General features: G+C 57.9%; 4 protein-coding genes. 3 read left to right on the top strand and 1 reads right to left on the bottom strand.

What is annotated here, in order from left to right; genetic code table 11:
* Positions 1 to 674, bottom strand: a 674-nt coding sequence (locus tag D6877_RS05085) for a LysR family transcriptional regulator (protein ID WP_130910065.1), incomplete at its 3' end; no start/stop codon positions are given.
* Positions 675 to 944: 270 nt separating this feature from the next.
* On the opposite strand from D6877_RS05085, the gene D6877_RS05080 reads away from it, so the two are divergent.
* The 3 genes from D6877_RS05080 to D6877_RS05070 form a co-directional block, all read left to right on the top strand.
* The gene (locus tag D6877_RS05080) at positions 945 to 1,967 is read left to right on the top strand and encodes a zinc-dependent alcohol dehydrogenase family protein (RefSeq protein ID WP_064362651.1); all 1,023 of its coding nucleotides are present in this window, start codon (positions 945 to 947) and stop codon (positions 1,965 to 1,967) included.
* 546 nt (positions 1,968 to 2,513) lie between these two features.
* Positions 2,514 to 3,980, top strand: coding sequence for a hypothetical protein (locus tag D6877_RS05075; RefSeq protein ID WP_130910064.1), 1,467 nt, complete (start codon positions 2,514 to 2,516; stop codon positions 3,978 to 3,980).
* 49 nt (positions 3,981 to 4,029) lie between these two features.
* Positions 4,030 to 4,888: GntR family transcriptional regulator (locus D6877_RS05070; protein WP_130910063.1), on the top strand; the 859-nt coding region annotated here is incomplete at its 3' end.

Raw genomic sequence — 4,888 nt, 5'->3', positions numbered from 1 at the left:
GCCAGCACCACGTGCCGTTTGCGTCCGAGCTTTTCCAGTTCTTCATCGACAAAACCACTGAGGTCGCCTGCGAACGACACCAGTGCGTGCGGTCGGGCGCAGTAGTCGTCGAGGCTCAACGGCCCCGGTACTGTGTCGGCGCGCAGCAGCTTCGGTGCGCTGCGGCGCAGGACCTTGCGCTTGGCGTTCGCCGGCAGGTCGGTGGTGTAGCTGACGCCGATGGAAATCTCGCCGGAGGCCAGCAGGCCCGGCATCAATATGTAGTTGACCCGTCGCACCACGAGGACGATGCCTGGTGCTTCGGCGCGCAGGCGCTTGAGCAGCATCGGCAGCAGGGCGAATTCGACGTCGTCGGATAATCCAATGCGGAACACCGACGTGCTGGTCGCCGGATCGAAATCGGCGGCACGACTGACGGCGGTCGAGATCGAATCGAGGGCAGGCGAGAGCAGGGCGAAGATTTCCACCGCGCGCGCGGAGGGTTCCATGCTGCGGCCGGTGCGGACAAACAAGGGATCGTCAAACAGGCTGCGCAGGCGCGATAAAGCGGCACTGATAGCCGGTTGGCCGAGGAACAATTTTTCCGCGGCCCGGGTCACACTGCGTTCGTGCATCAATGTTTCGAACACGATCAGCAGGTTCAGGTCGACACGACGCAGGTCATTACGATTCATCTGGAGTCCTGGCAGAGTCATCAAACTTGACGAGGGCGGCCATATGAGAACAATGGCCGGCATGAATCTTACGGGGAAAGGCTGGTACTCTGCACCGGAAAATTCAGCTTTACTGCGACGGTGGCAGGCCTTTTTTCATGGAATTTGCCAATGCCGCCCTTGATGCGGAATCAATGACAGGCATGTCGACTATTAATAGCCACTGATGGTCTTGGGTCAAAAGCCCAGATAGAGTTCATGGCATTAGAGGTTACTTTGACGAGGTTTGCGATGTCCCGCACGATCCGTTTTCACAAGTTTGGTCCGGCCGAGGTGCTCAAATGCGAAGAGCATGCGGCTGCTCAGCCAGGTCCTGGCGAAGTGCAGGTACGTGTCGAGGCAATCGGCATCAGTTGGTACGACACCCTGTGGCGCCAGAATCTGGCGTCGTCCCAGGCACGTCTGCCTTCGGGTCTCGGTCATGAAATGGCTGGCGTGGTTACTGCGGTGGGCGCTGATGTCGACGACCTGTCCGTCGGCGACAAGGTAGCCAGTTTTCCGGCTGAAAGTCCGAACGATTATCCGGTGTACGGCGAGTCGATCGTTCTGCCGCGCACCGCGCTGACCCGCTACCCGGATGTGCTCAGCCCGATCGAAGCGAGCGTGCATTACACGCCGCTGCTGATCGCCTACTTTGCCTATGCCGATCTGGCGCGGGTCAAACCCGGTCAATTTGCGCTGGTGACTGACGCCAGCCACTGCGCCGGCCCGTCGTTTGTCCAGCTTGGTAAAGCGCTGGGTGTGCGAGTGATCGCCGCGACCAAATCGGCGGAGGAGCGCGAGTACCTGCTGTCCCTCGGTGCGGAGAAGGTCATCGTCACCGAAGAGGAAGATCTGTTGATGCGCATCAACAAGATCACCGACAACCGCGGCGTCGATGTGGTATTCGATGGTCTTGGCGGTCCGCAGATGTCGTTGCTCGGCGATGTGCTGGCGCCACGCGGCAGTCTGGTTCTGTACGGCCTGCAGGGCGGCAATCAGACTCCGTTCCCGGCGTGCGCAGCGTTCCAGAAGAACATCCAGTTCTTCGTGCACTGCATCGGCAACTTCACCGGCAAGCCGGAGCTGGGCATTGTCCAGGATCACGTCGCTCTGCAACGTGCTCTGCGTGACATCAACCAGTTGACCGCTGACCGCGTGCTCCTGCCGCTCAAGACTCGTGTATTCCCGTTCAACGAGTTCGTCGAAGCACATCGCTACATGGATGAATGCCCGTGCCGCGAGCGGGTCGCCCTGCAAGTCGAACCTGCGTAAATCAGCTAAACAGAGTCCGTGGCCCCACGGACTCTTTTGTTTATTTTCCCGTCCCAAACCGATCCTGCCCGCCACGAAGCGTTGACCAATTCAGCAACTGAACTGGTTTTTGCTCCCCATCTGTATCTTCTAATCACACTATAAGCACTGATAATTGAATGATTACTTTCATCTCAAGGAATGAGCTATGGCTGTGCATTCAATTTGTCCAAGGCAATATCAAATGGCTGGCTCGGCTGGCTTCGTCAATTTCTGTTTAATTGCTGTAGGGCGTTTCGGAAGTTGCTTCTCCTTTTCTTGTAATGATTTGTCGTGGGACGTTGTGGGAAGTTTCCTCAGATCATTTGTGGATGGCAAAAGGTCAATGATTACGGGCGGTTGAGCGCCACGCTTGGCATCTGGGAGAATTTTTTCAGGTCAAGTGTTTCAAATAACTACAACTTTGTAAGTGTTAGCATTTCAGCGTCTATTACTTATTGATCCAATTGTCGCGCGCTCATTGTCATGTCTGCGCGGCATGAAACTTTTGATACCGGGTAAATACCGATGAGCACGATCCATGATCAGGCAATGAATTATGTCTATCAGCAAGTATTGCAGCGTCTGCTGAGTTTCTTTTCCCGAGCCGAGCGCACGGCATTGCAGTTGCTGATACAGCGCCTGGTGGTGGCCGCTGGCGGCATGGAAAACATCGGGCAGTTCAAGGTGCTGGTGCATCAGTCCGGCCTGCGTGACAGCTGTTACACCCTGGCCCTGCTTCGGGCGGCGCAACTGACCATTGCCGGCCGCGCCCCGGCGACTTTCCAGCTGCGCGTGGCCTCCCTTCGCTGGAATGGCGACAGCCCGGTCGCCCTGCAGAACCTGCATCGCAGCTACAGCGCTCTGTTTCTTTATGACGATCCGCGGGTCGAAGTGCTGATGGTCGATAACCGCGAGGTGCTGCCGTTCGACCATCGCACGCCTGTCAGCGATGAGGGGCGTGAGGCCAGTCGCGTCAATCTGCTGCTGGTCGGGCACTGTCGCACCTGGCTTGAAACCCCTGAATTATGGGATGAAGCCTATCTGGCGACGGCCGAGTACTACAGCCAGATTGCCCGTTGGAACAATGGTGTCGACGCCATGATCAGCACTGAAAACAAAGGCAGTCAGCAGCAATTTCTCGAGGGTCTGAACCGCGCCATGCAGCGTGTGGCGATAGCGGGGCCAGGCACCGTCAATGCCGGGTTCGAAGCGCTGTTTCCTCTGCTCGACGGGCTTGGTGACAATTTCTATGGCGAGCTGCTCCCGGAAGGTGACCGCATTGCCTGGCGCCCCGAAGGCGAGTTCGAGGCCTGCCGACGTACCAGTTTTATCGACATCAACGACATGATGGTTGGCAAAATCGAAGATCGTTGGCTACTGCTGGGAGAATTTCTCGGTTATGAACCCGACGACCTGGCGCTGTACCAGGGCGAAGCGATTTTTGCTGACCCTTTGATCTCGGCACATGTGCGAGGTTTGTACGCCCGGTTCATCGAAGGGCGCGCCTATGAGGCGGGCATCGACGACTACGTCCGGCACACGCTGGCCGACATGCGGCGAAAGCAGGTTGCCGAGCCTGTCTGCGAGCACTTGCTGTCCAGCTACGACAACGCCGGCGGACCAGAGCAGCTGCGCACGCTTGCCGAGGATTACCTGAGCAATGGTTTCGGATTGAACGAAACGCAGTTGGCGTGCCTGTTGTTCGCACCATTCATCGACAGCGGCAAAGGCCTCGAGCGGTTCCTGCGCAACTGTCACCCCGGCATGCTCGTCGCCATGCCCGACCTGCACCGCGCCATGCAGGGCTTGCACGCGCCAGAGCAAGTGTTGAAGTGGCTGACGGAAGTCAGCGGTTTGCCGGTGAGGCTGGTGATCCGTCTCTACGCGATGGGCCCCGTACAGATTCAAGCACCCGCCGAATGCGCCTTGGAAAATGCGGGATCGGATGAGGTGGGTTCCGCCTCGCCATTCGAGCGGTCGACGGAACGCTGACCGTGAGCCAAGAGGTGGGTTGTGAACCGCTGTGTACAGGAACAAGGTTGTGAAAGGCGCGCGGGACAATGACTTCGTTTACCAAGCCGTTTATCGATATCTGACAATGCTGATTGATGATGCAGGGGGGAGCACCACGGTGCGCCTGCCATCGCTGCGTCAGCTGGCTGATCGGCTGAATGTATCCATCTCGACAGTGCAGTACGCCTATTCGCTTCTGGAGAAGGAGGGCCGGGTCTATTCGATCGCGAAATCAGGGTATTACGCGCAAGCGCTGTTCCATCTGGATGCGCCCGGCAACGGCAATGATTTGCTGGAGACCGTATACGTCAACGCCAGACGTCCCGGGATGTGTGTGTTGAGCGCCGACGAACCGGCCTCGCTGCAGCCGCTGGACAGTCCGTTGCTGACATTGGAACGTGAGCTTTTGCGTCAATACCCGCGTCAGCTACAGACATTCGTACAGCCTTGCGGTGAGCTGGAATTGCGGGTTGCGCTGGCGGCTCGGTACACCAGCTCCACAGAGCATTTCTGGCACGCCGATGACATCTACATCGGAGCTGATCTGCGCGGGGTCCTGGAGATCCTGATTTCGGTCCTTGAATTGCGCCAGGCCACTGTGATTGTCGAATCGCCTTGCGACTGGGTGATATTGCGCCTGCTCGAATCGTCCGGCGTACGCGTGATCGAGTGGTCATTGCTGGCCGAAGGCGTGCCCGATCTGTCGACACTGGAATCACTGTTGCAGAACGAGCCGGTGCGTTTGATTCTGTTGTCTTCGGTATTGAGCATGCCCCAAGGCAACGGCCTCACCCATGAAAATCAGCAGGCCACCGCGCAGTTGCTCAATCAACATGGCGTCTGGGTGCTGGAAAACGACTGCTACAGCGAGCTTGACGAGCGCAATG

Source organism: Pseudomonas sp. Sample_9, assembly GCF_004307535.1.
In the GTDB taxonomy this organism is placed as follows: Bacteria; Pseudomonadota; Gammaproteobacteria; order Pseudomonadales; family Pseudomonadaceae; genus Aquipseudomonas; species Aquipseudomonas mercuritolerans.
This window is presented reverse-complemented; position numbering and strand designations above follow the sequence as displayed.